Source organism: Rudaea sp. 3F27F6, assembly GCF_005503555.1.
GTDB lineage: Bacteria > Pseudomonadota > Gammaproteobacteria > Xanthomonadales > Rhodanobacteraceae > Rudaea.
In genome coordinates this window covers 995,203-1,019,286 of the sequence record NZ_SCNG01000002.1, presented here as the reverse complement: position 1 = coordinate 1,019,286, position 24,084 = coordinate 995,203, and the positions used below count along the sequence as shown (strand labels likewise).

Below are 24,084 nucleotides of genomic sequence, written 5' to 3'. Positions count from 1 at the left end.
CTTGGTACCGGCGGCGATGCTGATCTTGGGTTGGGTCTGAGCTCTGTACCCGATTTAGTAGCAGTCAGAAGCGGAAACTTCCGGCCGAGCGATTGCCGACATCACAGGCGATCAGGAACCTTTCCCTCCATTTGCCATTGGGATTACATCGCAGATGAGATTTTCATTTAGGTGACATCGCTAAAACTTGATATGGTGGCTATTCACATTGAGAGAAGAATCTTCGCTTTAAATCAATCTGGCTCGCCTGCCATTAGACGGACGTGGCGATAAAGGCAGCGGCTCCGGCTTCTCGAACCGCGCCACGATGAAATCGATAAAGCACTGCAGCTTCGGCGTCGGTCGCCGGTCGGGCAGATAGACCAGGTGCACCGGCGCGGACCTTACTTGGTAGTTCTGCATCAGCGGCACGAGGCGGCCGGCGCGCACGTCGTCTTCGAGCAGCACTTGCGGCTGCAGGACGATGCCGAAGCCGGCGAGCGCGGCCTGACGTAACGCTTCACCGTTGTTCGTGCGCAGACGGCTGTCGGCGCGCACTCTGTGTTCGCGGCCGTCGCGGCCGACCAGGCGCCAGAAGCCTTGCTGCGACCAGTAGGCGAGGCAGGCATGTCGATCCAGATCCTGCGGGCGCCGCGGCGCCGGGTGTGCCGCGAGATAACTCGGCGCTGCGCAGATCAGCATGCGGTACGGCGCGAGCGGGCGGGCGACGAGGCCGGAGTCGTCGAGCTTGCCGATGCGGATCGCTGCATCGAAGCCTTCTTCGATCAGGTCGGCGATGCGGTCGTTGAGCACGAGCTCGGCCTGCACCTCGGGATACAGACGCAGGAACTCCGTGAGCGCCGGCGCGATCTTGCGCGAGCCGTAGGTCGTCGACGCGGTGATGCGCAGCACGCCGCGCGGCACGCCGCGCAGGCTGTCGATCGAAGCGTCGGCCGCGGCGGCTTCTTCGAGCACGGCCTTGCAGCGGTCGTAATAGAGTCTGCCGACGTCGGTCAATTGCTGGCGCCGTGTCGTGCGATGGATCAGACGCGCGCCGAGGCGCGTTTCGAGTGCTCTGACATGCTTGCCGACCATCGTCGCGGAAATCTCGAATTCATCGGCGACCGCAGTGAAGTTGCCGAGCTCGGCAACGCGCGCGAATACCGTCATGCTGGTAAGGCGATCCATAGAATTAAAAACCATGGGTTCGGAATAATCGAACTATAGCGCCGTTTATCGGCGGCTGCCGCGACTTCAGACTATGCCGGTCGCCCATCGGGGCGGATTACGGGAAACCACCATGACTAACGATCGCATTCTGCCCAGAGACACCGAAGCCTACGCACGCGGACTGGCCTTGTTCAAACGCCTGCACGGCGAGCACAGCGGCGCGCAGCTCGCCGAGTCGCGCGAAGAACTTTGCCCGGATTTTCTGACCATGACGATGGAGTGGGCCTTCGCGGGCGTTCTCGACCGGCCCGGCCTCGACCTGGCGACGCGCGAACTCGTCGTCATCGCGAGCTGCGTCACCCTAGGCTATGCGTTGCCGCAGTTGCGCGCGCATATCGAGGCGGCCGTGGTCGCCGGCGCGACGCGCGAGCAGATCGTCGAGACGATCCTGCAGACGCTGTTCTACGCCGGCGGCGCCGCGGTCAACAACGCGCTCGGCGTGGCCGCCGAGGTATTCGTCGCCAAGGCCGCGTAGGATAAACGCGGCGGCCCGGCGCAAAACATTTCGTTCGATCAAGGAGCACTCCATGAAAGTTCTGGTTATCGGCGCCGGCGGCGCCATAGGCAAGGCGGTTGTCGCCGAACTCGCGCCACGGCACGAGGTGATCGAAGTCGGCAAATCACGCGGCGCGCATCGTGTCGACGTGCTCGACAGCGCGAGCATCCGCAGGCTGTTCGCCGAAGTCGGCAAGGTCGATGCGGTCGTCACCACGACCGGCGTGGTGCATTTCGGCCCGCTTGCCGAGATGACGCCGGAGCAGTTCCAGGTCGGTCTCGACGACAAGCTGATGGGGCAGGTCAAGGTCGTGCTCGCCGCGCAGCCGTACCTCAACGACGGCGGTTCGTTCACCCTGACCAGCGGCATCGTCGGCGCGGAACCGATCCGCGAAGGCGCCAACGCGAGCGCGGTCAACGCCGCGATCGAAGGTTTCGTCCGCGCCGCGGCGATCGAACTGCCGCGCGGCCTGCGCATCAATGCGATCAGCCCGACCGTGCTGACCGAATCATTGCCGACCTACGGGCCGTATTTCCGCGGCTTCGAGTCGGCGCCCGCGCAGCGCGTGGCCCTGGCCTACAGCCGCAGCGTCGAAGGTGCACAGACCGGGCGGGTCTACAACGTCTGGTGACGGCGGCGTCCGCGTGCCGGCCGGCGCGCGGGCGTGAACTCTCGCTTCCGGCTTGTGGTCGCAATAGCGCCTTTGCACAATGGCCGCGCCCGACGCGCGGCGACCACGATCCGGAGAGTTCCATGTCGAGCTGGAAGAGCTGCCTGCTGGCGGCATCGCTGATTCTGTTTTCGGCCTTCGCTGCCGCCGCGCCGCCGGCGGCCAAGCCGGCCGCGGCCGCGCCGGACGACGACGTCAGGCTCTACGCGCTCGACTGCGGCCATCTCGATTTCAAAAGCCTCGGCATGTTTTCCGATACGGGCGAGTACGACGGCCGTCCCGGCCGCATCGTCGCGCCGTGTTATCTGATCCGCCACCCAGCCGGCTGGATGCTTTGGGACACCGGGCTCGGCGACCGCATCGCGCAGTCACCGCAGGGCGTCGACCTGCTCGACGGCTTGGTGCACGAGCAGGTGACGGTCACCCTGGTATCCCAGCTCAACGCGCTCGGCCTCGCGCCGAAGGACATCCGCGTCATCGCGTTCTCGCATCTGCATGAAGACCATGTCGGCAACGCGAATCTGTTCGCCAAGACCTCGACCTGGATCGTCAACGACAAGGAGCTGGCCTGGGCCAAGTCGGATCCGTCGCCGCTGCGCGTCGATCCTGCGCTGTTCTCCGGCGTCGATTCGGCCGACGTCAAGCATATCGACGGCGACATCGACGTATTCGGCGACGGCCGCGTGATCATTCTCAAGGCGCCGGGACATACGCCGGGACATCAGGTGTTGCTTCTGCGCCTGAAAAAGTCGGGCGCGGTCCTGCTCACGGGCGGTCTCTATCCGCTGCGCGAGAGCCGCGGCCAGCGGCGCGTACCGGCGATCAACGTCAGCCGCGCCGATACGCTCGCGTCGATGGAACGCATCGAGAAAATCGCCGCCAATCAGAAGGCCCGCGTCGTCGCCCAGGGCGATCCCGCCGACTTCGCCGCGCTGCCCAAGTTTCCCGCCTATCTGAACTGAGCATCGCCCATGACCACGGAAAAACGTTCGATGCGTGTGTGGGATTTGCCGACGCGCCTGTTTCACTGGGCTCTTGTCGTGCTGATCGCATTGCAGTTCGCCACGGCCGAGTTCGGCTTCCTGACGATGGAATGGCATTACCGCTTCGGCTATGCGACGCTCGCGCTGATCGTGTTCCGCGTGCTGTGGGGATTCGCCGGTTCGCAGACGAGCCGCTTCGGCGAATTCGTGCGCGGCCCGGCGGCGGTCGTGCGTTATCTCAAGGCGAGCGTGTCGGCGAATCCGCCGGCGCAGGTCGGCCACAATCCGCTCGGCGGCTGGTCGGTGGTGGTGATGTTGTTGTGCGTGCTCGTGCAGGCGGTCAGCGGGCTGTTCGCGAGCGATGGCATCGACGAGGACGGGCCGTTCGTCGGTGCGGTGTCGAATGCGACGGTCAAACTCGCCACGCGCCTGCACCATCTCGGCGAGACCGCTTTGCTCGTGCTGATCACTCTGCACGTCGCCGCGGTGCTGCTGCACTGGGCGCTCAAGCGGGACAACCTGATCGTGCCGATGATAACCGGGCGCAAGCGCGCGGACGGCCCCGTGCCACTGCGCTTCGTCAGTGGCTGGCTGGCATTGGCGTTGTTCGTGATCGTCGCCGCGGCGATCGTCATGTTGAGCCGCGCCGGCAACTGAAAAAGCCGCGGCGGCCGAAGTTCCGGCGGGAACGCGCGCTTACTTGCGCTGCGGCGCCGGCGCGGCGAATGCAGGCACTTCGAACTTCGGCAAGGCCAGGGCAACGTCGGTCGGGAGCGCCGCGGTCGCTCCTGTTTTCAAGAAATCGTAGACGGCTTGCTTGGCCGCCGGATTTTCACGCAACTGATAGAACGTGCCGTCATGTCCCGCACGGTGCACGAGGATCGCGTGGCCGTTGGGGAAATACGGCAGCAGGCCGAGCGTGTTCTCGATCGGTGTCGAGGTGTCCCAGTCGCCGTGGACGAAGACGACCGGGATTGGAGTCACGCGCGGGCGCCTGACTGCATCGCCCATGTCCGGCGTCGGCCAATCGGATGCCGAGGTGAAGTTCGATTCGAAATTCCAAGTGCCGAGATAATCCAGGGCCGGGTCGGTTCGCAGCTGATGCTCGCGTTCCGGTGTGGTCGCCAGGCTGTTGTCGGCGAGCGGGCCGATCAGTTTGGTCGGATGCGCCTGCCGGTCTTTGATGGTCATCTTCGCCCACTCATCGTAATGGCCGTGGTAGAGCGAAAGGATAAAGGCCGGCCAGTGCTCCGCCTCGGCTGTATGCGTGAGCAGCGCAAGCTGCATGTCTTCGGTGCCGAGCACCACTGTTCGCGGTTTGCCTGTGTCGTCCTTCACGCTCACCCGCACGGGCGCGGCGACGAAGCGAGTACGCAAGCTGCGAATCGCCTCCATCAGTCCGCCTTTGGGAAGATACGGTGCGAGTCCGGGGTCGCGATCGGCATCGTAGGCGATGCGCTGCAGCGCGGCCACTACGTGCGAGGGCATATCGAAGCCGTTGTTCAGCGGCTCGACTCCCGAGAGCACGGCGCGGGCTACGCTGTCGGGATGGAAACGCATCACCGCGAGCGCCCATTGCGAACCGAAGCTGCCGCCGAACAGGCTGATCTTGTCGTAGCTCAGCGCCCGCCGCAGATCGTCTACGTCTGCCGCAAAGGCTTCGATCGTATAGCCGGACAGATCCTTGTCCGCATGATGCGCGACGGCACGCCGGGCCAATGCCTGCATCGCGAGCGCGTCGTCGCGTACCGAAGCCGGTTTGTCCAGAGGGGATGCGTCGGCCATTTCCACGAGCATCTCGCCGCGGCGGGTGTAGCCGCGTTGCTCGACGATAACGAGATCGCCGACGGCGCCGAAGGTCGACCAAGAGCGCAGGCGGCTCCGCGATGCTTCGTCCGTATCGGTGAAGGCGCCGAGCACGCTCAGGCCCGGGCCGCCGGGAAGCCAGAAGACCGGCGGCGCGCCGGTCGGCTGCTTTGCCTTGATGCGTGCGAAGCCGACGCCGATCTTGCGGCTCGCCGGGTTGTTCCGATTCTCGGGCACATAGAACGTGCCGATTTCGTAGGCGAGGGTTTCGCCGGTCGGAAGCTTGACGGTTCCCGGTTCGATCGCAATCCGATCGTTCGCCGTTTGCGATGACGCGACGGCGGTCGCTATCGGGGAAAATGACAACGCCAACACCCAGCAGAGTGTTTGCATCCACGTTCGCATGATTCCCCCGTTACGATGTCCCCGCGTCAATGTCCGCGAGAAGTGTCCTCTGCGTCAAGGACACTTTCGCGATAGTGACGATCGGGCATCGTCAGCGTCCTGAAGGGCCGCTGCGCGTACGCGTCGACGAGTGGTCGATATGCACGAATCCGTTGTGCCGACGACAAGTCAGTCTTTCTTGTACTTCTCGTGGCAGGCCTTGCAGGTCTCGGCGACTTTCTTGAACTGTTCCTTGTCCTTGGCCTCGTCATTGGCCTTGGCGACGTCGGCGAGCAATTTGGCCTGCGTGTTGAAATCCTTGGCCTTGGCCTGGAAGTCGTCCCAGTTCGCCCAGATTTCGGGCTTCGCGTCGGTGTGGCCCTTGTCCGAGCCTTTCGGGAAGCCTTCGACGATCTGGTCGCTCAGAAAGGCGACGCGATCGGCGTGCTTGGAAAAATCGGCGGCATCGAACGGCGCCTTGCCCTTGACCATCGCGCCGAGCGGGCCGAAGTTCCAGCCGATCACGGTCATCAGACCCATGCGGTAGTCGACGGCGTCGTCCTGTTTGCCGTGGGCGAAGACGAGTGCGGAGAGACTCAGAGCGGTAGCGGCGACGAGCAGACGGGACTTGAGCATGGCGGCCTCGATGACGGTTGCGGGATGCCGGCCGAGTGTAGCAAACGCCTGTGCAGAAATTGCGCAACGCGGGCGCGCTATCATGTCCGTCGCCGTTGCGCGGCCCGCCGCGAATTTCCGCAATCGACCGGAGGAGAAACCCGATGAAACGCCTGCTTTCGCTCTGCCTGTTGTCCTGCCTCGCGGCGAACGCCGCGCATGCCGCGATGGTGACGAAGAATCTCGACTACGACGTCGGCGGCAAGAAGATGCAAAGCGTGCTGGTCTACGACGACGCGGTGAAGACGCCGCGCCCGGGCGTCGTGATGACGCCGGACTGGCTCGGCATCACTCCCGACAATCTCGCCCTGGCCAAGCAGATCGCGGGCAAAGACTACGTGCTGCTCGTCGCCGACGTCTACGGCGCCGACGTGCGGCCGAAAAATGCCGAGGAGGCCGGCGCCGCGACCAAGGCGATGTACGCGAACCGCGGCGACCTGCGCGCGCGCATCAATGCCGCGCTGACCCAGCTCAAGGCGCAGGCCGGCAAGGCACCGCTCGACGGCAAGGACTGGGGTGCGATCGGTTTCTGCTTCGGCGGCGCGACCACGCTCGATCTCGTGCGCAGCGGCGGCGACGTTGCCGCCGTCGTTTCCTTCCACGGCAATCTCGCCACCGACGATCCGGCGCTGGCGAAGAACATCAAGGCCAAGGTACTCGCGCTCAACGGCGGCGACGACAAGTTCGTCTCGCAGGAGTCGATCGTGGCGTTCGAGAAGGAAATGCGCGACGCCAAGGTCGACTGGCAGTTCGTCAACTACGGTGGCGCGGTGCACTGCTTCGCCGTGCCGAGTGCGAAAGGCGACGTGCCGGGCTGTCAGTACGACGAACGCACCGCGAAGCGCGCCTATGCGCGCATGCACGAGTTCTTCGACGATGCTTTCAAGGCGAAGTAGGGCGCGTCTTCCGCGCACTCAGCGCGGGAAACAATGCAGAAAACATTCGCGCGCATCGAACCGCACTTTCGATGCGCGCGACGACCGTCGGGCCGCGAATCGCGCCGAGCACATTGCTTCGAACCGCGGTTCCAGGCGCTACGGCGCGCGCAACAGATCGACCGCCGTGACCTGACGAATCCAGCGCGCCGGACGCTTCTCGTCGGGCGCGACGATGCGGAACGGACCGTCATTCGCATCGAGCGGCTTGCCGTCGCATTCGTGGGTCAGGACCGGCACATTGTCGCCGCGGAACATCGGGTCGAGTTCGGCCAGCGCATAGACGACGCGATAGCCGTCGGCCGCGCGGATGCGCACGTAGAGCGCGAGATCCTTGCCGCGCAGCTTCTCGCCGCTCGATGCGCCGACTTGGGCGAGCACGTCGATCAGATTGGCGCCGCGGCAGTCGGCCTTGTGCCCGTGTGCCTCGGCCTGGACGCGGCGCTGCGGCAGCTTGTCCAGTGCGGCGAAGTCGAGCGAGAGCGTCTTGCCGTTCTCGCCGCCGACGGCGACGGCGGTCTGCGGCGCCGGTGTGTCGGCGTAGGCGCAGCTTGCGACCGCGGCGAGGGCAGCGAAGCAGAGTCGGTACGGTTTCATGGGTTACTCGCGATGGCCGATGAGCCGCAGGCGGCGGGAATTTCGAGCGTAGCGGCGACGGCAAAAAAATCCAACCGTGCGCTTAAACCTTGCGCTGCGTCGGCGCTTCCAAACAGGCGTTCCCGACTGATCCCTGCTCACGCTCATGAATCCCAATCGCCGCCGCTTTCTCGGTACCGCCGCCGCCGTTTCGTTCGCACCTTGCGTTTTCGCCGCGGCGAAGACTGCAGGCGTGGCGGGGCAGGCTGACGGAATCCAAGTGCCCGATGCCGCGTTCACCGCAACGCTGCCGAAACTGATGGAAATCTCCCAAGTACCCGGACTGGGTGTCGGCGTCGTCCAGGATGGCCGTCTTGTCTGGCAGTACTACGCCGGCGTCGCGCATACGCAAAGCCGCGTGCCGATCACGGCGGATTCGTTGTTCAACGCCGCGTCGCTCGGCAAGCCGGTGTTCGCCTATGCCGCGTTGCGCTATGCGCAGGCCGGCAAGCTCGATCTCGACCGGCCGTTGAAAAGCTATCTGAGCGAGGATATGCCGAGCGGCGAGTTCGCCGAACGCGCCACCGCACGCCATGTGCTGAGTCATTCGACCGGGTTCGTCAATTGGCGCGACTCGCCCGACGAGGCGCTCACGTCGAGTTTCGAGCCCGGTGCGACATTCCAGTATTCCGGCGAAGGCTACTTCGCCTTGCAGCGCTGCATCGAAGGCTTGAGCGGCCAGGGCTGCGAAGCCTGGATGCAGCAGACGATGAAGTCGCTTGGTATGCGCTCTTCGACGTATCTCTGGCGCGAAGACGCGCCGCAGCGCATCGTTGACGGCCATTACGACGGCAAGCCGAAGCACAGTTGGGATTTCCGCCGCGAGTTGTTCGCGCGTATCGAGACCGGCGGCGAACCGCTGGCCGCATGGAACAGCGCGCGCATCGCGAAGGCGATGCGTAAGGCGGACGAGCCGAAGCTCGTGCCGAACCGCGTCGTACCGAACGTCGCTGGCAGTCTGCTGACGACGGTGCCGGACTACGCCGCATTCCTTGCGCACCTGCTCTCGTCGTCCGCTCAGGACGGTTCCGGCCTGGAAGAGCCTTTGCGCGACGCGATGTGGCGGCCGCGTACGCGCATCGACGACGCGTTGTCGTGGGGCCTCGGCTGGGGCGCGCAGCGCGACGCCGCCGCGTGTCGGTTCTGGGCCTGGGGCGACAACGGCGCATGGAAGAATTTCGTCCTCGGCGATCCGGCGACGCGCTCGGCCGTGGTGGTTTTCACCAACGGCAGCAATGGCATGCGCCTCGCCGAGCGCATCGTGCGTGCAACGAGCGGACGCGACAATGCGGCATTTCTTTGGGTGGCCGCCTAGCGCCGGCGCTGCAGCGCGATCAGTGATCGCGCTGCAGCGCGTAGTCGGCGAGCGCGGCGAGCGCGGCGCGTGCGGCCGATGCGGGCAGTGCATGCAGACAGGCTTTCGCGGCGTCGGCGTATTGCTGGGCGAGATCGCGTGCGCGTTCGATCGCGCCGGTGTCGCGGATCGCCTTGACGATATTGTCGAGCGAGTCGAGGCCGCCGGTTTCGATCGCGCGGCGCAGCGATGCGGCCTGTTCGGCCGGCGCGCGCTCGATCGCGTAGATCAGCGGCAGGGTGGCCTTGCCTTCGGCGAGGTCGTCGCCGATGTTCTTGCCGATCGTGCCGGCGTCGGAGACGTAGTCGAGCACGTCGTCGGCGATCTGGAACGCGTAGCCGAGTTTCATGCCGTAGTCGTAGAGCGCCTGCTCCTGCGCGGCCGGCACGCCTGCAAGCACGCCGCCGAGGCGCGTCGCCGCGGCGAACAGCACGGCGGTCTTGCGCTCGATCACTTCGAGGTAGGCCTGTTCGTTCGTATCCGGGTTGTGGATGTTGAGCAGTTGCAGCACCTCGCCTTCGGCGATGCGGTTGGTGGTGTCGGCGAGGATGCGCATGACCGGCATCGAGTCGAGTTCGACCATGAGCTGGAACGAACGCGAATAAAGAAAATCGCCGACCAGCACGCTCGCCGCGTTGCCCCAGAGCGCGTTTGCGGTCTTGCGCCCGCGGCGCAGGTCGGATTCGTCGACCACGTCGTCATGCAGCAGGGTAGAGGTATGGATGAACTCGATCACCGCGGCGAGCTGGACGTGGTCTTTGCCCGCATAGCCTGCGGCCTGTGCGGCGAGCAGGTGCAGCATCGGCCGCAGGCGCTTGCCGCCGCCGCCGATGATGTGCTCGGCGATCTGGTTGATCAGGACCACGTCGGAGGCGAGCCGCGCGCGGATCAGCGCGTTGACCTGGGCCATGCCCGGCGCGGCGAGCGCCTGTGCGTCGGCGAAGCGGGTGATGGCGTGGGGAAGATCGTTTGCGGCGCTGGACATCGGCATTCTCGTGGCGTTGCCGCGATTATAGCGGGCGGGGCGGATTTCTTTTGCGACCGCACACGAAAAACCGAGACTTTTGGCGCTTTGCGCACGGCGCGAACGCGTCTAGTATCGCGCGTCACCCACTGCCAAAAGGTCCGCGATGAATCCGCTCCGTTCCGCCTGCCTGGCCGCATTGCCGCTGCTTTTCGCCGCCGCTTCGGCGTCGGCCGACACGCCGCCGTCGATGCCCGACATCCCGAAGACGTTCACGATGCCGACCCAGGCCAGCGACTACGTCAAGCGCGTGGTCATGATCCCGATGCGCGACGGAGTGAAATTGTATACCGTGGTGGTGATTCCGAAAGGCGCGTCGCATGCGCCGATCCTGCTGACGCGCACGCCGTACGACGCCTCGCACCGCACCGAGCGCGAAGTGTCCGGCAGCATGCTCGCGACCATGCCGCAGGGCGACGAGGTGTTCGTCAAGGGCGGCTACATCCGCGTCTTCCAGGACGTGCGCGGCAAGTACGGTTCGGAAGGCGACTACGTGATGACGCGGCCGCTGCGCGGGCCGCTCAACGGCACGAAGGTCGATCATTCGACCGACGCCTATGACACGATCGACTGGCTGGTGAAGAACATCAAGGAGTCGAACGGCAAGGTCGGCATGCTCGGCTCGTCGTACGAGGGCTTCACCGTGGTCATGGCCCTGGTCAACCCGCATCCGGCGCTCAAGGTCGCGGCGCCGGAGAGCCCGATGATCGACGGCTGGATGGGCGACGACTGGTTCCACTACGGTGCGTTCCGCCAGACCAATTTCGACTACTTCTCCGGCCAGACCGTCGAGCGTGGCGAAGGCAAGAAGATCGCGCGTGCCGGTTTCGACGACTACAACAACTTCCTGCGCGCGGGTTCCGCAGGCGACTACGCGCGCGCTGCGGGGCTCGAACAGCTGCCGTTCTGGCGCAAGGTGTCCGAGCACCCGGCCTACGACGCGTTCTGGAGCGGCCAGGCGCTCGACAAGGTGATGGCGGAGACCAAGCTCACGGTGCCGACGATGTGGCTGCAGGGCCTGTGGGACCAGGAAGACATGTGGGGCGCGATCCACAGTTATCCGGCGATGGAGTCGAAGGACACGCACAACGACAAGAACTTCCTCGTCATGGGTCCGTGGCGGCATAGCCAGGTCAATTACGACGGCACCTCGCTGGGCGCGCTGCAGTGGGAGGGCGATACGGCCCTGCTGTTCCGCCGCGACGTGCTCAAGCCGTTCTTCGACCAGTATCTCGTCGACGGCGCGCCGAAGGTCGACACGCCGCCGGTATACATCTACAACACCGGCGAGAATCACTGGGACCGCTACAACGCGTGGCCGCTGAGCTGCGCCGAAGGCTGCGCGGCGAAATCGAAACCGCTCTATCTGGCCGACAAGCAGGGCTTGTCGTTCGACGCACCCGCGGCCGGCGACAAAGCCTACGACGAGTACGTCTCCGACCCGGCCAAGCCGGTGCCGTACCAGCGCCGCCCGGTGCATTTTGCCGACGGCGATGCGTGGAAGCGCTGGCTCGTCGAAGACCAGCGTTTCGTCGACGGCCGCCCCGACGTGCTGACCTACGTGACTGAGCCGCTCACGCAGCCGCTGCATATCGGCGGCGCGCCGCAAGTGCACCTTGTCGCCTCGACGAGCGGCAGCGACAGCGACTGGGTGGTCAAGCTCATCGACGTGTATCCCGATACCTTGCCGTCGAAGCCCGAGATGGGCGGCTACGAACTCGGCGTCGCCATGGACATCTTCCGCGGCCGCTATCGCACGAGCTTCGAGAAGCCCGAAGCGCTGGCCGCGAACCAGCCGCTGGTCTATCGCTTCGGTCTGCCGACCGCGAACCACGTGTTCGAGCCGGGGCACCGCATCATGGTGCAGATCCAATCGACCTGGTTTCCGCTCTATGACCGCAATCCGCAGACCTTTGTGCCGAACATCTTTTTCGCCAAGCCGGGCGATTATCAGAAGGCGACGCAGCGCATCTATCGCGGCGGTGGCGATGCGAGTTATATCGAACTGCCAGTGACACCCTAGGGAACCTCTGAACAACTCCGATTTTCACCAAGCTCGTCATTCCGGCGGCTCTCAACAGCCGAAGGGCTGGTCAAGCTCGAATCCAGCCTTTATGGGGGCTGGGCGAAGAGCTGGATCCCAGCTTTCGCTGGGATGACGAATAAATCAGAGGTTCTCTAGGCGACAGACGCCGCCCCGCATCGGGCGATGAATCCTCCGCGCCGCGCCTTTGCGCCGGCGCGGAGTTTTTTTGTAGGCGTGCGGTTAGCGCGCCGACGCATGCCGTCGGCGCGTCCTTGCTCCGGCAGTGCGCTCAGCGCGACAGATCGATCGAGTACACCGCGGTGCCGTCGCCGTTGTCTTTGACCAAGGCAATATTGTTGAGTCCGGCGGCGTGCGCGCGGTCGAGCTTGCCCGCGGCCGAAGTGAACACGACCGGGCCGGCCGTCTTCACTTTGGCGAAACGCCAACTGCGCTGGTCGCCGAACTTCTTGCGCGTGATGTCGCGCTGCTCGCGGACGAAACCGATCAGCGCGTCGCGGTTCGTGTCGGGCGCGGAGAACAGCGTGTTGTCGCCGTCGAGGCCCGGGAAACGTCCGCCGCCCGAGGCGCGGTAGTTGTTGGTGACGACGACGAAGTCCTGGTCCTCGCGCACCGGCTTGCCGCGGTAGCGCAGGTCGAGGATGCGCTGGCCCGGTTCGCGCGTGACGTCGATCGTCCAGGTCAGATCGCCCTGCAGCACGTCGAAGTTGTAGGTCGGGAACTTGGTGTTGACCAATTCCTGCGCCTCGGACTTCGCCGGGTCGATGCGATGGAACCAGCCGGCCGACTTTTCCAGCCACGCCTTCAACCCGGCGCCGTTGACCTTCACCGCGGTCAGTGTGTTCGGATAGAGGTAGAGGTCGGCCGCATTGTTGATCGCGAGCGAGCCCGCGGGCACGTCGGTGTAGTCGTTCGGGCCGCCGAAGCCAGCCTTGAACGGCGAGGCCGCGCCGAGCACCGGCAGCGAGGCATATTGCGGTAGATGTTCCTTGATGTACTTCTGCGCATAGTCGCGCTCGGCGGCGTTGACCAGGCTCAGCGCCGAGGTATCGCCGGCGGCGACGAAATAAGTGCTGATCTCGTAGTCGCTGTGGCCGATCGGCGTCTTCACGTACTCGATCGCGCCGAGGTGTTCGTCCTTGACCAGTTCGGCGATGTGCGCATCCGCCGCCGTGTCCTTGACCGAGCGCACCTCGGCCTTGGTCGTGGCGCGGTCGATCTGCCAGCGGCCGTCGCGCCAGACCAGGGCGAGCTGGACCACGCCGAGATTCTTGCCGAAATAATTGCCCATCACCGCCGGCACGCCGCGCACGAAGCCGCGCGTGTTGTCGACTTCGGGCACTTTGCTGAAACGCGATTTCGGATCGTTCGGGTTCGGGAAGATGTCGTGCGAGTGGCCGAGCATCATCGCGTCGATGCCGGCCACGCCGGCCAAATGCCAGGCGGCGTTTTCGGTGCGCGCGGAGTAGGGCGAGGCGTCGATGCCGCCGTGCACGAGGGCGATGACGATGTCGGCGCCGGCCGCCTTCACTTCGGGCAGGTACTTCTGCGCGGCTTCGACCACGCCCATCACGGTGACCTTGCCTTCGAGATTGCGCTTGTCCCAGTCGAGAATCCAAGTCGGGGTGAAGCCAAGCACGCCGACCTTGATCGGCGCTTCGATCGTCTTGCCGTCGGCGGTATGCGTCTTGATCGTGCGCGTCAGTACCTTCCACGGCGCGTACAGCGGCTTGCCGTCTTTCGCGCTGAATACGTTCGACAGCACGAGCGGGAAGTCCGGTCCCTTGCAGTGCTCGGCGGGCACGCCGCTCACGTCGAACGCGGTGCCGGTGACCTGGCTGAGGAACGGCAGGCCGTAGTTGAATTCGTGATTGCCGATCGTGGCCGCGTCGTAGCCGAGCGAGTCCATCGCCTTGTATACCGCGAGTTCCTGCGTGCAGGCGACGGGTTTGACCTGCGCTTCGTAGTCGGCGAGCACGGTGCCCTGGATCGTGTCGCCGGCGTCGAACAGCATCGTGTTCGGGAATTCCTTGCGCGCCGCGCGGATCAGGGTCGCCGCGCGTTCGAGACCGAGCGTCTTGTCTTCGGCGAGTTTGTAGTAGTCGTAGCTCATCACGTTCGAGTGAATGTCGGTCGTTTCGAGCAGGGCGAGTTCGGCCTGGGTGCCGGTCGCGGGCGCCGCCGCAGACATTTTCTGCGGGCCGGGCTGCGCAGCGCAGGCGGCGAGGGCAAGGGCGGAAACGAAAGTGAGTGAGCCGGCTCGGGTCATGGCGTGAGGTCGTTGCGGGGACAAAGCGCAAGTGTAGCGCCGTGCACATGGCACAATCATGTAAATCTGCAGCAGGGGAAGGCGTGTGAACGCGGCCAGCAAGGAATCCGACTCGACTGTCGCGGCGGCCGGCGACGACGTGCGGCGCGACTGGCGCACACGTCTCGCCGAAACCTGGCCCGACGCCGTGCGCCTGCTCGCCGGCGCGATGCTCGCCTATCTGCTCGCGCGCGTGCTTCACCTGCACGAGGCGCATTGGGCCGTGCTGACTGCGCTGATCACCTCGCGCGGCCATGCGGGCGGTGCGGCGCGCGCGGGCGTCGAACGACTGCTTGCGACTGTCGCCGGTGCGGGCATCGCGATCGGCGCGGCATGGCTGCGCCACACCTGGTACATCGACAGCGGCATCATTCTGTTTCTCGCCCTCGCGCCACTGTGCCTGCTGGTCGCGGTGAAGCCGGACTATCGCGGCGCGCCGGTCGCGGCGCTGATCGTGCTGTCGGCGGGACCGGCCGCGGGCCTCGGGCCGCTCGACACCGCGCTGCTGCGCACCGGCGAGATCGCGCTCGGCGCGCTGGCCGCGATGATCGTGTCGGCGCTCGTATTCCCGGCGCGCGGCAGGGCCAGACCGCGTGCGCATGCGGCCGCGGTGCTGCATCTGCTCGGCCGCTGGCTGCGCATCGCGTTTGCGCACGGCGAGACGGACGCCAAAGCCCTCGATCGTCTGCGCGAAGAGATCCGCCACGAGCTTCGTGAACTCACCATCCTCGCCCACACCTCGGGCTGGAAGAAGATGCAGGACAAGCAACTGGAGCGGCTGCTCAAATGTGTTTCCGCGCTCAATGCCGACGTCGGTTTTCTTGTGCGTGCGGTCGCGCGCAAACCGCTGGCGCAGGTCGTCGAGGTTTTGCGCGCACCGGTCGACGAGGTTGCGCAGAGTCTGATCGTCGCAATCGAGCGCGTCGGCGCCGCGATGTCCAAGGATGCCGCGGTCGCGGCCGACACGGAGATCGAGGCGAAATTGAAGGCGCTGGCGCTGGCCGCGCGCGCGCAGGCCGAGCGCGTCGAGCCGCGCCATGTGCATACGCTGATCTTCCTGTTCGGCACGATCGGCACGGATCTGGGTTATCTCAGGGCGATGCTCGGGCCCGCGCAAACGGCGGCCGACACGGCCGCTTCCGCGCCGGCGGATGGTTGAGTCCGGCGCGCCGCCGCTTCGCTTCGTCATTGCCGCGATGCGCGCCGTGGCGGCGCGTTTAGGGAAAACGCAGCCGCGTATCTGCTAATCTTTGCGCCCGTTTTTCGACGCTGTTTCCGCAATGACCGTTCGCACTCGCTTCGCTCCCAGTCCCACCGGCTATCTGCATATCGGCGGTGCGCGCACCGCGCTGTACTGCTGGCTCGAAGCGCGGCATCGCGGTGGCGAATTCATCCTGCGCATCGAAGACACCGATCGCGAGCGTTCGACCGACGTGGCCGTGCAGGCGATTCTCGACGGCATGCGCTGGCTCGATCTCGGCGCGGACGAGGGCCCGTACTATCAGACCCTGCGCATGGAGCGGTACGCCCAGGTCGCCGACGAACTGGTCAAGGCCGGCAAGGCCTACTACGCCTACGAGACCAAGGACGAACTCGAGGCGATGCGCAACGCGGCGATGGCGAAGAACGAAAAGCCGCGCTACAACGGCTACTACCGCGAACGCAACGAACCGCTACGCGACGATCCGAACCGCGTGATCCGCTTCAAGAATCCGCAGGGCGGCAGCGTCGTGTTCGACGACAAGGTGAAAGGCCGCATCGAGTGGAGCAACGACGAGCTGGACGATCTGGTGATCTTCCGTTCGGACGGTTTCCCGACCTACAACTTCGCCGTCGTCGTCGACGATATCGACATGGGCATCACCGAAGTGATCCGCGGCGACGATCACGTCAACAACACGCCGCGCCAGATCAACATCTACCACGCGCTCGGCGCGACGCCGCCGACCTTTGCGCATTTGCCGATGATCCTCGGCGCCGACGGGCAGAAACTGTCGAAGCGCCACGGCGCGGTGAACGTGATGCAGTATCGCGACGACGGCTTTCTGCCGCACGCGTTGCTCAACTATCTGGTGCGCCTCGGCTGGTCGCACGGCGATCAGGAGATTTTCTCGCGCCAGGAAATGATCGATCTGTTCGACGTCAGCAACGTGAACAAGGCCGCGGCGCGCTTCGATCTCGACAAGCTCAAATGGATCAACCAGCAGTACATCAAGAACGACGATCCACTCGAACTCGCCGGCGAATTCGAATGGCATCTGCGCATGCAGGGTCTCGATCCGGCCCACGGCCCCGCGCCGGTCGACGTGATCGTGGCCTTGCGCGAGCGCGCTCAGACTCTGCGTGAAATGGCCGAGAAGGCGAGCATCTGGTACGGCCCGATCGTGTCCTGGGACGAGGCGGCGATCGCCAAGCATTTGAAGTCGGCGACCGCCGTGCCGGCGCTGCAGGCGGTACATGCGCAGCTCGCCGGCCTCAAGGACTGGAGCGTCGAGAACGTGCACAAGGCGATCCAGGACGCCGCAGCCGCGATCGGCGAGGTCATGGGCAAGGTCGCGCAACCGCTGCGCGTGGCGATGACCGGCACCCAGGTGTCGCCGTCGATCGACCACACCGTCTATCTCGTCGGCCGCGATCGCGCGCTCAAGCGCATCGACGACGCTGTGGCGCGCGCCGGAGCCTGAGACGGCCATGGCGACGCCGTCGGGCTGCGATGTCGCCACACTGACGCAGGCACTGCAGTCGGGCGATCCCGACCAGCAGATGCAGGCGCTCGACGCCTGCTCGGCCGTGCTGACCGATCCGACCCTGTGGTATTGGCTGATCGGCCTTACGCTGTTCTGCGCCCTGGTCGGCGCGCTGATCGGCAAATACAAGCATGCGGTCGTGCGCGACATGCTGCTCGGCCTTGCCCTCGGCCCGATCGGCTGGGGCATTTCGCTGCTGCTGCCAAAGGTCGTGCCGAAGCCGCCGTGCCGCGCCTGCGGCAAGCCCGTCGAGGCGGGGGACAAGTATTGCCGGCACTGCGGCGCGGCACTCGGCACAGCGTCGAATCGCCTGAACCCGTAGACGCATTGCGCGGATCGGCTCCTCATGTGCGCGGGAACGGTGGCGCAAATCGCGCGCGGCCTTGGCAGAGCGCATCGGCGACCCCATTTCCCTGAGTGCTATGATGCGCCCGTCACAATCCGATCCGTCCATGTCCGCCACCAAGCCCGCCAGCTCGCATCACCACCGTCACGACGCTCACGCCTTCGTGCGCGAGGTGACGGCCGCGTGCGAAATGCGCGGCTTGCGTCTGACCGAGATCCGCCAGCAGGTGCTCGACCTGATCGCCAGCTCGGAAAAGCCGGTCAAAGCCTACGATCTGCTCGACCGTCTCAAGGACGATCGCAGCAACGCGGCGCCGCCGACGGTCTATCGCGCGCTCGATTTTCTGATCGAGAACGGCTTCATCCACAAGCTGCAGTCGATCAACGCCTACGTCGGCTGCCACCACCCGAGTGTGGTGCATCACGTGCCGTTCCTGATCTGCGACCAGTGCGAGTCGGCGACCGAAATCTGCGACGAGAAAGTCGCCAAGCTGCTCGCCGACCAGGCCAAGGCGCTCGGTTTCCGTACGCGCGCGCAAACCCTCGAAGTGCACGGCATCTGCAAGCGCTGCGCCGCAGCTTGACCCTCCCGCCCGATTCGGATTGAAATGGCGGCCGCTCGACGGGGCGAGCCACGCACTCCAATCCAATCGAGATTCCGGGAATGAATTTCGTCAAGAATGTCAGAGTCGCCGGCCTTCTCGTCGCGTTTTTCTTCGCCGGCCTGTACGGGCCTCCGCTTGCGCACGCGATATATCAGCGCCTGTTTCCCGAAGCGGAATACCAGAGCGGAGATTTCTCCGCGCTGCACGCCCAGGCCGGAAACGACATCGTCCTGTTCAGCACCTCGACCTGCCCCTACTGCAAGAAGACGCGTGAGTTGTTCGCCGCGCGCCATCTTCAGTACAAGGATTACGTCGTTGATCAGTCGAAGGAAGCCGAAGATCTCTTCGCCAAGCGCGGCGGCGACGGCGCCGTGCCGCTGATCTACATCGGCGATCGCGAGATTCGCGGCTTCAGGGAATCCACGATTCTCGATGCCGTGGCCTCGATTTCAGGCTCGTCCAATCCGCATTGATTTGCGCGCTCAGCGGTCGGGCTCGCACCACGGGGGCGCAGACCGCGACTTTCTTCGGAGGCTGTCAAATGAAGAAGACTTTTCTGCTTTGTGCTTTCGCTCTGGGCGCAGGAATCGGATTGTCGTCGGTCGCATTCGGAGACAATACCGCCTGTGAGAACCGCTGCTGGGGTTCGTACAGCTCTTGCATCGCGAACGGAGTCGCGCAGTCGATTTGCCAGAGCGCGCTGCAGGGCTGCATCGGACGCTGTTATCCGGGCTGCCACAATCAAGTCTGCTGATCGGCACGATCGGCTGGACGCAGAAACGCAAAGGCGCAGGCTCGTAAGCCTGCGCCTTCGTTTGCCAAAGCGGCAACGCTGGGTTTGCCGCGAAACTCAGAACGACTTGGACAATCCCACATAGGCCCCCGCGCGCGGACCCCACTGCGGTGCGCCGACGCCGATGCCGGAGCCGTCGCGCAGCTGATAGGTCTTGTCGGTCGCGTTGATGATGGCGAAGCGCACATTGGTCTTGCCGAGCTGCGGCAGGTCGAAGTCGCGCGCGGCGGACAGGTTGAGCTGCCAGTACTGCGGCAGGTGCGCGGTATTGGCGAAGGAATTGCGTAGGCCCGAGCCGTAGAGGAAGGTCGCGCCGAGCTGGGTGCCGTTCCAGTCGTAGCTGATGCCGCCTGAGCCGGTCAGGCGCTGATCGTGGTCGAGATGGACCCAGTGCGTGGCGATGTAGTCGAGCTCGTCCTGGCCGAAGTTGTACTGGCCGGTGACGACCTGCTTGCCCATCGCCCGGTTCGAGGCGACGTTGAAATAGGCGCTGAGATTTCCGTTCGTGTACGTCGCCGAGAATTCGACGCCGCGGATACGGCCCTGGGCGTAGTTGAACGGCGAGAAGATCAGCGCCGCGCCGAACTGGCCTTCGTCAAGCAGGTTGGTCACCTTGCGGTAGTACGCATCGAGGCCTAGCGTCCAGTTGTCGCCGATTTTCTGCGTGACGCCGGCATCGAAGTAGTGCGAGCGCTCGGAGCGTGTCTCGGCGTTGACGTTGGTCGGCAGCTGGTTGGTGGTGCCCTGAAACAGGGCGATGTCGGTCTGCGAGATCAGCTCCGCGGGCGGCGGGGTGAAGTAGCGCGCATAGCCGGCGTGCAGGGTGGTGGTGTCGCTCCACTGATAGACGAAGCCGATGCGCGGGCTGATCTGGCCTTCGCTGACATAGGCGTCGACCTTGTCTGCACGCACGCCGTAGTTGAGGGTCAGCTTGTCGGTGATGTCCCACTGGTCCTGCAGGTAGATGCCGTAGGTCTTCGCGCTGATGTGCGGCGCGTTGTCGATGATCGTGATCGGCGTCGTGCTGGTCTGGTTGCCGTCGGCATCGGCGGGGAAGACCAGCGCGTTGTTGTTGCTGGTCGGGTGCTCGTTGCTCACGTAGAGACCGTAGCGCAGCGTATGCGAGCCGCCGAGGATCGGCGTGGAAAAATCCGCCTGCAACGTGTCGGCGCGGTTGCTGCGCTGGATCGTGCCGGCGACGCCGTTGAAGATCAGGTCGCCGACCGGATCGGGATGATAGTTGACGCTCGTGTAGCGCTGGCCGAGCGACACCTGATAGTCGCTTTCGCCGAAGCGGCCCTGCAACGAGAGCACGCCGAAGCGGGTGACTTCGCGCTGGCGTTCGTCGAGCTGGCCGGAGTCGAAGTTATCCACTCCGGTCAGCTGATACTTCGCCGGCAGGCCCTGCGTGTTCGGAATCTGGAAGCGGTTGTTGGCGACGCCGAACATGAAGCTGACGCGTGCGTCTTCGTTGAGCAAGTACGACAGATAACCGAAGCCCTTGACCTGGTTGGTGTGGTCGTGCAGCGCGTTGTACGAGCGCGTGGGATTTTCGATGCCGACGTCGTTCTGCAGGTACTCGCCGGTGAAGAACCAGCTCCAGCGGTCCGAGGTGCCGTGCAGCGAAAGCTGCGGATTGAACGTGCCGTGCGAACCGGCAAGCAGGCTGATCTTGCCGCCGAAGTCGTTTTCGTCGCCCTCGTTCGGGTGATCGTGGTGGCGGTGCGCGCCGCTTTCGGTGGTGATGTCGACGACGCCCGCGGTGCGGTAGCCGTATTGCGCCGGCAGCGCGCCGGTGAGCAGTTGCACGCGCTCGATGATGTCGGAGTCGAGCGATTGGCCGAAGCCGGAGATGCTTTCCGGGATGATCACGCCGTTAATGCGGTATTGCAGGTCGGCGTGGTCACCGCGCACGTGCAACTGGCCGTAGGAATCCTGCACGACGCCGGGCGCCTGCAGCAGGATCTGGTTCAGCGGCGTCGCATCGCCGAGCGGCAGGCGTTCGATTGCCGCCGAATCGATCACGTACTGGCTCGCGCCGATGTTCGGCGAGAGCTGATTGCGCGAGCGGTCGAGCTTGGCATTGACCTCGACCGTGCTCAGGGTCGTCGAAGCGGGATCGGCGGCCGCAGCGGCGGGGGCGGTTGCGGCGGGTGAAGCGTCGGCGGCATGGCCGGTCTGTGCGGCAAGGGCGAAGCTGACGGCCAGGGCGAGCAAAGTCTTATTCATCGTACGGCTTTGGGGTTCGAGGGGAGCAGGATTTGGAAAATGTAATGATATATTGTAACATTCGCAAGCCATTCGTACCTGCCGAAAGTCATATGCGCCGACCGTCCGTCGCCCTTGCGACCCCGCAGCAGCGAGTCGAGCGCCTTCATCACGTTATGTTATAACTTAGCCATGGCCAGCCCTTCCGTATCGCAACCGCCTGATTCCTCCGCGCATGACGCACTGGCTCACATCGCCGACCGCATCGGCGCGACCGCGTCGTTTCTCTGCGCGCTGCATTGCGCGGCGCTGCCGTTCGTGCTGACCGTATTGCCCGCGCTCGGTCTGGGTTTCCTCGGCGATCACCGTTTCGAGCGCGCTTTCATCGCTTTCGCCAGCGTGCTCGCCTCGGCCGCGCTGATACGCGGCTGGCGCCGCCATCGCGCGCCGTATGCGCTGTATCTGCTCGTGCCGGGGTTGGTCCTGCTCTGGACCGGCGCATGGGTCTTCGATACCGGATCGGCGCCGATCCTGCACGCCGTACTCGTCACGCTCGGCGGCTGCGGCGTCGCCCTCGCGCATATCGTCAATATGCGCCTGACCCACTTGTTCGGCTGCTGCCCGCCGGCGACGTCGGCCTGAAGACGTGTTTTGCGCGCGACGCGCGCAAGACGTTCAGTTTATTCGCGCGCGGTTCCGGCTCCGACGGGCATCGGTCGCGGCGGTCGTTGTGCCTTTCTGTGAACGGCGACGCGGCGATGCGATTGTGTAACGCCGTGCCGAAAACCTAACATCGCGTTCCGCCATCGAGCGCGAATCACGCGTCCGCGACAATGACCGCTTCCGACCACCACCACGATCACGACCATGCCGGCATGAGCGAGCGCCGCCTGCTGTGGGCGTTCGTGCTGACCATACTGACCCTCGTCGTCGAGGCGGCCGGCGGCTGGATCTCGGGCTCGCTGGCCCTGCTTGCCGACGCAGGGCACATGTTCGTCGACGCCTTCGCGCTGCTGCTTGCCTGGATGGGCGCCTATTTCGCGCGGCGGCCGGCCGACGACAAACGCAGCTTCGGCTACGCGCGCCTCGAAGTGCTGGTCGGCTATACAAATGCGCTGTTCCAGTTCGTCCTCGTCGCCTGGATCGTCATCGAGGCGATGGGGCGTTTCGCCCAGCCCGAGCCGATCCTGTCCGGCACGATGCTGGTCATCGCGATCGCCAGCCTCGTCGTGAATCTGTTCGTGCTGCGCGTGCTCGGCGGCCACGATCACGACGACCTCAACGCGGCCGGCGCGCGCCTGCACGTGATCGGTGACTTGCTCGGCTCGCTCGGCGCGGTCGCCGCGGCACTGCTGATCCGCTGGAAAGGCTGGCTCTGGGCCGATCCCGCGTTCTCGATCTTCGTTTCGCTGCTGATCGTCAGGAGCGCATGGAAGCTGCTCAAGCGCTCGGCCCACATCCTGCTCGAAGGCACGCCGGAAGGCATCGATACCGCCCAGGTCGCGGTCGCGGCGCGCGCGGGCGAGGGCGTCGTCGACGTGCACCACGTCCATGTCTGGCAGCTCGCCGGCGGGCGGCGACTCGCCACGTTGCACGCACGTCTGGCCGAAGAGGCCGATGCGCACGTCGCGCTCGCCCAGGTGCAGCGCATCCTGCGCGAGAAATTCCAGATCGTGCACGCGACTGTGCAGATCGAGCGCCGCGACTGCGCGCACGAGGACTGCACACGCGGAAAGCACGATCATGAACACGATAACGATCATGACCATGAGCACGGTCATGATCACGCGCATACGCACTAAGCGGCGTTGTCGACGCTGACGAGCGCGAAACCAGATCAAGTCAGAGCAAGCTCAATCCAGCTCAGCTTTTCTCCGCGTCGATCCGTGTCTAACTGCGCTTAACTCTTTCACACCAAGCCTGCGCACAGTCACGGCCGAGATCGCGCAGGTCGCGCAGGAAGTCGATGCGCGCCGTGAGCCGCGTCTTCGCGCTGTAGTGGTCGAGCGATTCGCCCGGTTCGATCATCTGGATGTCGATCTTGCGCAGCCGCTGGCCGAGTGGCGTCAGCGGGAAATTCTTCGCCAGCATGCTCTGCGCGGTCTGCAGCGTTTCGAGTTCGCGGATGAACGTGGTCGAGAATGACAGTTCGGTGATGCGTTCGCCGATCTCGCGCGCGGTTGCCGGCGCCTGCGCGCGCTCGATCGGCTGCACGAGCACGCAGGCGATGGTCTCGGCATCGCAGCGATAGACCAGCGGTTCGATCGCCGGATTGCCGGCATAGCCGCCGTCCCAATACATCTCGCCGTCGATTTCGACCGGCGCGAACAACTGCGGCAGGCAGGTGCTCGCGAGCACCGAGTCGAGATCGAGGTTGGTGTTGTCGAACAATCTCAGGCGGCCGTCGCGCACGCGCGTCGCGGCGACAAACAGTTTGAACGGCGAGTTCGCGCGAATCCTGTCGAAGTCGAACAGCGCCGAGGCGATGTTCTTCACCGGATTGATGCCGAGCGGGTTCATTTCCTGCGGGGTGAAATAGCGCGTCAGGCCGAGCAGGATGCGCTCGGTCGCCGCTCCGGCCGGCGTGGCGAACGCCCAGCGCATCAGGCTTGCCTGCGCGGCGACCGATTCCCACAGTTTGGACAGCATCGCGCGCGCTCCGTCGCGCTCGCCGTCGAGCCAGCCCTGGGTCAGGGCGCAGGCGTTCATCGCGCCGCTCGACGTCGCGCTGATGCCGTCGAAGTCGAACGAGCCTTGCTCGAGCAGATAGTCGAGCACGCCCCAGGTGAACGCGCCGTGCGCGCCGCCGCCTTGCAGGGCGAGACTGATTTTGGATTCCGCGGGCTTGCCGGTCATGCGCAA

Annotated in this window: 22 protein-coding genes; 14 read left to right on the top strand and 8 right to left on the bottom strand. The window is 65.0% G+C overall.

Translation table 11 applies throughout. The annotated features are described in order from the left end of the window. Nucleotides 1-228 precede the first annotated feature (228 nt). Nucleotides 229-1,167 (bottom strand): LysR family transcriptional regulator, encoded by a 939-nt coding sequence (locus tag FFS30_RS12285; RefSeq protein WP_137913417.1) that lies wholly within the window; start codon nucleotides 1,165-1,167, stop codon nucleotides 229-231. A gap of 112 nt (nucleotides 1,168-1,279) precedes the next feature. Between FFS30_RS12285 and FFS30_RS12280 the strand changes: the two genes are divergently transcribed. From FFS30_RS12280 to FFS30_RS12265, 4 genes are all read left to right on the top strand, one after another. After that, nucleotides 1,280-1,684, top strand: coding sequence for a carboxymuconolactone decarboxylase family protein (locus FFS30_RS12280; protein WP_137913416.1), 405 nt, complete (start codon nucleotides 1,280-1,282; stop codon nucleotides 1,682-1,684). A gap of 52 nt (nucleotides 1,685-1,736) precedes the next feature. Beyond that, the gene (locus FFS30_RS12275) at nucleotides 1,737-2,336 is read left to right on the top strand and encodes a short chain dehydrogenase (protein ID WP_137913415.1); all 600 of its coding nucleotides are present in this window, start codon (nucleotides 1,737-1,739) and stop codon (nucleotides 2,334-2,336) included. A gap of 122 nt (nucleotides 2,337-2,458) precedes the next feature. After that, nucleotides 2,459-3,337 (top strand): N-acyl homoserine lactonase family protein, encoded by an 879-nt coding sequence (locus FFS30_RS12270; RefSeq protein WP_137913414.1) that lies wholly within the window; start codon nucleotides 2,459-2,461, stop codon nucleotides 3,335-3,337. A 9-nt stretch (nucleotides 3,338-3,346) separates the two neighbouring features. Next, entirely contained in the window at nucleotides 3,347-4,015 is a 669-nt protein-coding gene (locus FFS30_RS12265) for a cytochrome b/b6 domain-containing protein (RefSeq protein ID WP_137913413.1), read from the top strand. Nucleotides 4,016-4,054: 39 nt separating this feature from the next. On the opposite strand, the gene FFS30_RS12260 is transcribed toward FFS30_RS12265, so the two are convergent. Both FFS30_RS12260 and FFS30_RS12255 read right to left on the bottom strand, forming a co-directional pair. After that, complete coding sequence (locus FFS30_RS12260; protein ID WP_212742460.1) at nucleotides 4,055-5,557, bottom strand: alpha/beta fold hydrolase; 1,503 nt, start codon at nucleotides 5,555-5,557, stop codon at nucleotides 4,055-4,057. 180 nt (nucleotides 5,558-5,737) lie between these two features. Continuing rightward, complete coding sequence (locus FFS30_RS12255) at nucleotides 5,738-6,184, bottom strand: cytochrome c (RefSeq protein ID WP_137913411.1); 447 nt, start codon at nucleotides 6,182-6,184, stop codon at nucleotides 5,738-5,740. A gap of 143 nt (nucleotides 6,185-6,327) precedes the next feature. Here FFS30_RS12255 and FFS30_RS12250 point away from each other — a divergent pair, with 143 nt between their 5' ends. Further along, nucleotides 6,328-7,119, top strand: a complete 792-nt coding sequence (locus tag FFS30_RS12250; protein ID WP_137913410.1) for a dienelactone hydrolase family protein — start codon at nucleotides 6,328-6,330, stop codon at nucleotides 7,117-7,119. Nucleotides 7,120-7,257: 138 nt separating this feature from the next. Here the strand turns inward: FFS30_RS12250 and FFS30_RS12245 are convergent, their stop codons facing one another. After that, complete coding sequence (locus FFS30_RS12245) at nucleotides 7,258-7,755, bottom strand: molybdopterin-binding protein (RefSeq protein WP_137913409.1); 498 nt, start codon at nucleotides 7,753-7,755, stop codon at nucleotides 7,258-7,260. A gap of 145 nt (nucleotides 7,756-7,900) precedes the next feature. Here FFS30_RS12245 and FFS30_RS12240 point away from each other — a divergent pair, with 145 nt between their 5' ends. Then, complete coding sequence (locus FFS30_RS12240; protein ID WP_137913408.1) at nucleotides 7,901-9,109, top strand: serine hydrolase domain-containing protein; 1,209 nt, start codon at nucleotides 7,901-7,903, stop codon at nucleotides 9,107-9,109. 19 nt (nucleotides 9,110-9,128) lie between these two features. Here FFS30_RS12240 and FFS30_RS12235 read toward each other — a convergent pair whose 3' ends face one another. Next, on the bottom strand, nucleotides 9,129-10,133 hold the full coding sequence (locus FFS30_RS12235) for a polyprenyl synthetase family protein (protein ID WP_137913407.1): 1,005 nt from the start codon (nucleotides 10,131-10,133) through the stop codon (nucleotides 9,129-9,131). A gap of 145 nt (nucleotides 10,134-10,278) precedes the next feature. Here FFS30_RS12235 and FFS30_RS12230 point away from each other — a divergent pair, with 145 nt between their 5' ends. Then, nucleotides 10,279-12,195 (top strand): CocE/NonD family hydrolase, encoded by a 1,917-nt coding sequence (locus FFS30_RS12230; RefSeq protein WP_137913406.1) that lies wholly within the window; start codon nucleotides 10,279-10,281, stop codon nucleotides 12,193-12,195. Nucleotides 12,196-12,487: 292 nt separating this feature from the next. Here the strand turns inward: FFS30_RS12230 and FFS30_RS12225 are convergent, their stop codons facing one another. Next, nucleotides 12,488-14,485: a bifunctional 2',3'-cyclic-nucleotide 2'-phosphodiesterase/3'-nucleotidase gene (locus FFS30_RS12225; protein ID WP_137913405.1), complete on the bottom strand. Its 1,998-nt coding sequence runs from the start codon at nucleotides 14,483-14,485 to the stop codon at nucleotides 12,488-12,490. 85 nt (nucleotides 14,486-14,570) lie between these two features. Here FFS30_RS12225 and FFS30_RS12220 point away from each other — a divergent pair, with 85 nt between their 5' ends. The 5 genes from FFS30_RS12220 to FFS30_RS12200 all read left to right on the top strand — a co-directional run bounded on the left by FFS30_RS12220 (nucleotide 14,571) and on the right by FFS30_RS12200 (nucleotide 18,694). After that, nucleotides 14,571-15,683, top strand: coding sequence for an FUSC family protein (locus FFS30_RS12220; protein WP_137913404.1), 1,113 nt, complete (start codon nucleotides 14,571-14,573; stop codon nucleotides 15,681-15,683). Nucleotides 15,684-15,804: 121 nt separating this feature from the next. Continuing rightward, nucleotides 15,805-17,208, top strand: a complete 1,404-nt coding sequence (gene gltX, locus FFS30_RS12215) for a glutamate--tRNA ligase (protein WP_137913403.1) — start codon at nucleotides 15,805-15,807, stop codon at nucleotides 17,206-17,208. 7 nt (nucleotides 17,209-17,215) lie between these two features. Next, nucleotides 17,216-17,593 carry a zinc ribbon domain-containing protein gene (locus FFS30_RS12210; protein WP_137913402.1) on the top strand — a complete coding sequence of 126 codons (378 nt, stop codon included), beginning with the start codon at nucleotides 17,216-17,218 and terminating at the stop codon, nucleotides 17,591-17,593. 130 nt (nucleotides 17,594-17,723) lie between these two features. Next, a complete protein-coding gene (locus tag FFS30_RS12205) occupies nucleotides 17,724-18,200 on the top strand; it encodes a transcriptional repressor (protein WP_137913401.1) in 477 nt (158 codons plus the stop codon). An 80-nt stretch (nucleotides 18,201-18,280) separates the two neighbouring features. After that, nucleotides 18,281-18,694 carry a glutaredoxin family protein gene (locus FFS30_RS12200; RefSeq protein WP_137913400.1) on the top strand — a complete coding sequence of 138 codons (414 nt, stop codon included), beginning with the start codon at nucleotides 18,281-18,283 and terminating at the stop codon, nucleotides 18,692-18,694. 377 nt (nucleotides 18,695-19,071) lie between these two features. Here FFS30_RS12200 and FFS30_RS12195 read toward each other — a convergent pair whose 3' ends face one another. Continuing rightward, nucleotides 19,072-21,243: a TonB-dependent receptor gene (locus tag FFS30_RS12195; RefSeq protein WP_137913399.1), complete on the bottom strand. Its 2,172-nt coding sequence runs from the start codon at nucleotides 21,241-21,243 to the stop codon at nucleotides 19,072-19,074. A 171-nt stretch (nucleotides 21,244-21,414) separates the two neighbouring features. Between FFS30_RS12195 and FFS30_RS12190 the strand changes: the two genes are divergently transcribed. Both FFS30_RS12190 and FFS30_RS12185 read left to right on the top strand, forming a co-directional pair. Next, nucleotides 21,415-21,864 (top strand): MerC domain-containing protein, encoded by a 450-nt coding sequence (locus FFS30_RS12190; protein ID WP_137913398.1) that lies wholly within the window; start codon nucleotides 21,415-21,417, stop codon nucleotides 21,862-21,864. 191 nt (nucleotides 21,865-22,055) lie between these two features. Beyond that, nucleotides 22,056-23,024 (top strand): cation diffusion facilitator family transporter, encoded by a 969-nt coding sequence (locus FFS30_RS12185; protein ID WP_137913397.1) that lies wholly within the window; start codon nucleotides 22,056-22,058, stop codon nucleotides 23,022-23,024. Between the two features lie 88 nt (nucleotides 23,025-23,112). On the opposite strand, the gene FFS30_RS12180 is transcribed toward FFS30_RS12185, so the two are convergent. Then, nucleotides 23,113-24,078, bottom strand: a complete 966-nt coding sequence (locus tag FFS30_RS12180) for a patatin-like phospholipase family protein (protein ID WP_171014584.1) — start codon at nucleotides 24,076-24,078, stop codon at nucleotides 23,113-23,115. Nucleotides 24,079-24,084 lie beyond the last annotated feature (6 nt).

Excerpts from the sequence above, each read along its gene's own strand:
- FFS30_RS12285 (WP_137913417.1), bottom strand. The coding sequence starts at position 1,167 with ATGGATCGCCTTACCAGCATGACGGTATTCGCGCGCGTTGCCGAGCTC.
- FFS30_RS12280 (WP_137913416.1), top strand. The coding sequence starts at position 1,280 with ATGACTAACGATCGCATTCTGCCCAGAGACACCGAAGCCTACGCACGC.
- FFS30_RS12275 (WP_137913415.1), top strand. The coding sequence starts at position 1,737 with ATGAAAGTTCTGGTTATCGGCGCCGGCGGCGCCATAGGCAAGGCGGTT.
- FFS30_RS12270 (WP_137913414.1), top strand. The coding sequence starts at position 2,459 with ATGTCGAGCTGGAAGAGCTGCCTGCTGGCGGCATCGCTGATTCTGTTT.
- FFS30_RS12265 (WP_137913413.1), top strand. The coding sequence starts at position 3,347 with ATGACCACGGAAAAACGTTCGATGCGTGTGTGGGATTTGCCGACGCGC.
- FFS30_RS12260 (WP_212742460.1), bottom strand. The coding sequence starts at position 5,557 with ATGCAAACACTCTGCTGGGTGTTGGCGTTGTCATTTTCCCCGATAGCG.
- FFS30_RS12255 (WP_137913411.1), bottom strand. The coding sequence starts at position 6,184 with ATGCTCAAGTCCCGTCTGCTCGTCGCCGCTACCGCTCTGAGTCTCTCC.
- FFS30_RS12250 (WP_137913410.1), top strand. The coding sequence starts at position 6,328 with ATGAAACGCCTGCTTTCGCTCTGCCTGTTGTCCTGCCTCGCGGCGAAC.
- FFS30_RS12245 (WP_137913409.1), bottom strand. The coding sequence starts at position 7,755 with ATGAAACCGTACCGACTCTGCTTCGCTGCCCTCGCCGCGGTCGCAAGC.
- FFS30_RS12240 (WP_137913408.1), top strand. The coding sequence starts at position 7,901 with ATGAATCCCAATCGCCGCCGCTTTCTCGGTACCGCCGCCGCCGTTTCG.
- FFS30_RS12235 (WP_137913407.1), bottom strand. The coding sequence starts at position 10,133 with ATGTCCAGCGCCGCAAACGATCTTCCCCACGCCATCACCCGCTTCGCC.
- FFS30_RS12230 (WP_137913406.1), top strand. The coding sequence starts at position 10,279 with ATGAATCCGCTCCGTTCCGCCTGCCTGGCCGCATTGCCGCTGCTTTTC.
- FFS30_RS12225 (WP_137913405.1), bottom strand. The coding sequence starts at position 14,485 with ATGACCCGAGCCGGCTCACTCACTTTCGTTTCCGCCCTTGCCCTCGCC.
- gltX (WP_137913403.1), top strand. The coding sequence starts at position 15,805 with ATGACCGTTCGCACTCGCTTCGCTCCCAGTCCCACCGGCTATCTGCAT.
- FFS30_RS12210 (WP_137913402.1), top strand. The coding sequence starts at position 17,216 with ATGGCGACGCCGTCGGGCTGCGATGTCGCCACACTGACGCAGGCACTG.
- FFS30_RS12205 (WP_137913401.1), top strand. The coding sequence starts at position 17,724 with ATGTCCGCCACCAAGCCCGCCAGCTCGCATCACCACCGTCACGACGCT.
- FFS30_RS12200 (WP_137913400.1), top strand. The coding sequence starts at position 18,281 with ATGAATTTCGTCAAGAATGTCAGAGTCGCCGGCCTTCTCGTCGCGTTT.
- FFS30_RS12195 (WP_137913399.1), bottom strand. The coding sequence starts at position 21,243 with ATGAATAAGACTTTGCTCGCCCTGGCCGTCAGCTTCGCCCTTGCCGCA.
- FFS30_RS12190 (WP_137913398.1), top strand. The coding sequence starts at position 21,415 with ATGGCCAGCCCTTCCGTATCGCAACCGCCTGATTCCTCCGCGCATGAC.
- FFS30_RS12185 (WP_137913397.1), top strand. The coding sequence starts at position 22,056 with ATGACCGCTTCCGACCACCACCACGATCACGACCATGCCGGCATGAGC.
- FFS30_RS12180 (WP_171014584.1), bottom strand. The coding sequence starts at position 24,078 with ATGACCGGCAAGCCCGCGGAATCCAAAATCAGTCTCGCCCTGCAAGGC.